General features: G+C 63.4%; 2 protein-coding genes and 1 pseudogene. 2 read left to right on the top strand and 1 reads right to left on the bottom strand.

From position 1 onward, the window contains the following. A pseudogene (locus G3446_RS26290) lies at positions 1-226 on the top strand (addiction module toxin RelE); the annotation flags it as partial. 735 nt (positions 227-961) lie between these two features. Further along, positions 962-2,200 (top strand): glycosyltransferase, encoded by a 1,239-nt coding sequence (locus G3446_RS26285; protein WP_164456614.1) that lies wholly within the window; start codon positions 962-964, stop codon positions 2,198-2,200. Between the two features lie 207 nt (positions 2,201-2,407). Here the strand turns inward: G3446_RS26285 and G3446_RS27790 are convergent. Then, positions 2,408-2,607 (bottom strand): hypothetical protein (locus G3446_RS27790; RefSeq protein WP_209262646.1); only part of this gene is annotated, 200 nt, incomplete at its 5' end.

Genomic DNA, 2,607 nt, shown 5'->3' with positions numbered 1-2,607 from the left:
GCCGAAGGATCGGGACTTAAGTGAAGTCCCCCTCGCGCAGCGTCGGCCACCCGCCAAGCCGCTGGCCGAGTATGTCAGCCTGTACTCCGATCGAGACCAGGCCATTGCAGCGGCTTACGCCAGCGGCGGGTACACCCTGAAGCAAATCGGCGACTATTTTGGTCTGCATTACGCGCGGATCAGCCGGATCGTTCGCGCAGCCGCAAAGGCAAAAGGCAAGACCTGACACTGTTCTTCGCTGAAACCGTCCCGATCGCACGATCAAGGGTGCACCAATGTCCTCGTGAGGTCGCTCAGCTGCATTCTCGTGCGTTGACCTCATATCCTGCCCCCGCTAATCTCCAGCCTCAGGATCCTTCCTAGACCCTTAGGGCGGGCTAGATTTCATACGCTGCCGGCCAGGGAAGCGCAAAGCGCGAGGCCGGTAGTCTCGGGTAGGCGTGCGCGCGTGCGTATTGCCGTAATGACGAAGGACGTCAGTCCTTCGTCGTGAAGGCAATATGCAAAGCGCAGTCACACACGCCGTAGAGTCATTCGTCGTAGGGTCGTGCGTAGCCCGAGTGCGCCAACGGCGGCTACTCGAGGCGGAGCAGCGACCCGGAGCGGGACGGCCCGGGCTGAGAAGGTTGTCGCCCTGCGCGAGTCCCGTCGGCGAGGGATCGACCCGACGGGTATCACGAGCGCAGACGCGACACTCCGGTATTTATATCCTTCGACCTATGTGGATTTGAAGATCTTGTCTTTCGACTCCGAGGAAACGATCGCTGTCATTACGGGCTTTATGGTGAACTTCGACAAACGCCTCGCGCGCTTGGAGGAGCTGGCTAGGAAGGCGCAGTGACCTGCTACGGTTGGCGTATCGCGGGCCCGAGCTTTTGCGCCTTCAAAGCGTCTCTCCGATGACTTGGGTCAGCCGAGGAATTGCCGAAGAGGCGCCGGGCGAGCACGGGAGGGTGGCGGCTTGAGTCGAGTGCTCGTTATCGCCAAGGGCTCGCTCGGCGACATGATTCCGATGTATGCCGTCGCCAGCGGTTTGAGAGACCGAGGACATCGGGTCCTAGTTGGGACTCAGTCGCGCCATCTCGCGTCCGCCGCCGCACTGGGCTTGGAGGCCGTCGCAATCGATGGGCGCGCCGCTTCCGCGGCACGTCGGGTCCCATGGATCTCCAATGAGGCGCTAGGGGGCTCGCGAGCCGCTTTCGATGCCGAGCTGAGCGCACTGACTCCGCAAGCCCGCGCCGCAGATGTCGTGCTCGGTAATCAGCTTGCGCTTTCGGGGCCGCTGGTGGCGGCCGATCAAGGGCGTCCCTGGATCTACTGCGCGGTTTCCCCGCTGGGGCTCGCTTCCGGGGACAACCCCTGCCTGGTGCCGCTCCTTCAGCGGCTCCAGAGACGCTTCCCGAACAGCGCTCCGGTCGATGTCGGTAGCCGGGCTTTGGTGCGGACTTACGCTTGGCTATTCAGCGGCGTGGTCAGACAGGCGCAGTCGCGACTGGGTCTAAAGCATTTGGGGCATCCGCGCTTCGAAGGCCTGTTCTCCCGCGAGCTGAATCTGGTTCTCACCTCGCCGCGCCTTTTCGAGCGTCCCCCGTCCTTTCCGACTCACACACTGGTGACCGGCTTCACCTGGTTGGAGCCGCGCTTCTTGGATGACTCCGGCGCGATGCGTCGTGCGCTCGATTTCGCGTGCTCCGGGGAGCCGCCCCTGCTCTTCGCGCTCGGCGGGAGTGCTCGGTCCAAGCCGGGACGCTTTTTCCAGGAGAGCCTGGATGCGAGTCGACGTCTCGGTATGCGCGCCATGGTCGTCGCCGCCAAGCGGTTTCACGCCTCCATACCGAGCTCGCCGGAGGTCCATGCGACCACCTATCTTCCCTACTCCAGCGTCTTTCCTCGGGTACGTGCCGTCATGCACTCGGGCGGGATCGGTACCATTGGTTGGGCAGCGAGGCACGGTCGTCCCAGCTTGCTAGTGCCGGGCGCGGACGATCAGTTCGACAACAGCTATCGCGCCGAGCAGGTCGGCTGGGCTCGAGTCTGGCCCCGGCATCGATATCGCGGCCCGGCCGTGACTGCGGCGCTGGACGAGCTGCTTGCGGACGCTTCTCTGTCCGCGCGCTTGAGCGAAGTCTCTAGTGCGCTGTCCCAAGAGGACGGGGCTACCGTGGCCTGCGATGCGATCGAGGCCTTGCTTCGGGGTTAAACCCCGCCCAGAGCGGGGTGCGTAGTTTTGGGCGCTTTCCAAGGAAGCTCATACCAGAGAGGAGGTTGAGGCGCCGGCTTCATCGCTCGGCCGAGCGACGTTAGGTCAGCCGCTCAATCCGATAGGGGTAGGGAAGGCTCTCGCCTCCCCTCCCTCCGAACCGTGCGGGCAGTTTTCCTGCACACGGCTCTCCGGTCGGTTGTTTCCTCATCGGGATTGGCTCGCCTGAGCATGAGCTGTCGTCAGGGTGAACAGCCCTTGCGCAGCGAAGAAGGCATTGGGCCAGCGTTGATGATCCCGAAGAACGGTGTCAGGTCTTGCCTCTTGCCCGATCCGAGCTACGCTTGATCCATGGCTCGCCCGCTCAGACTCGAATTTCTCGGCGCTCTCTATCACATCACCTCGCG

Source organism: Thiorhodococcus minor, from assembly GCF_010820565.1.
GTDB lineage: Bacteria > Pseudomonadota > Gammaproteobacteria > Chromatiales > Chromatiaceae > Thiorhodococcus > Thiorhodococcus minor.
This window is presented reverse-complemented; position numbering and strand designations above follow the sequence as displayed.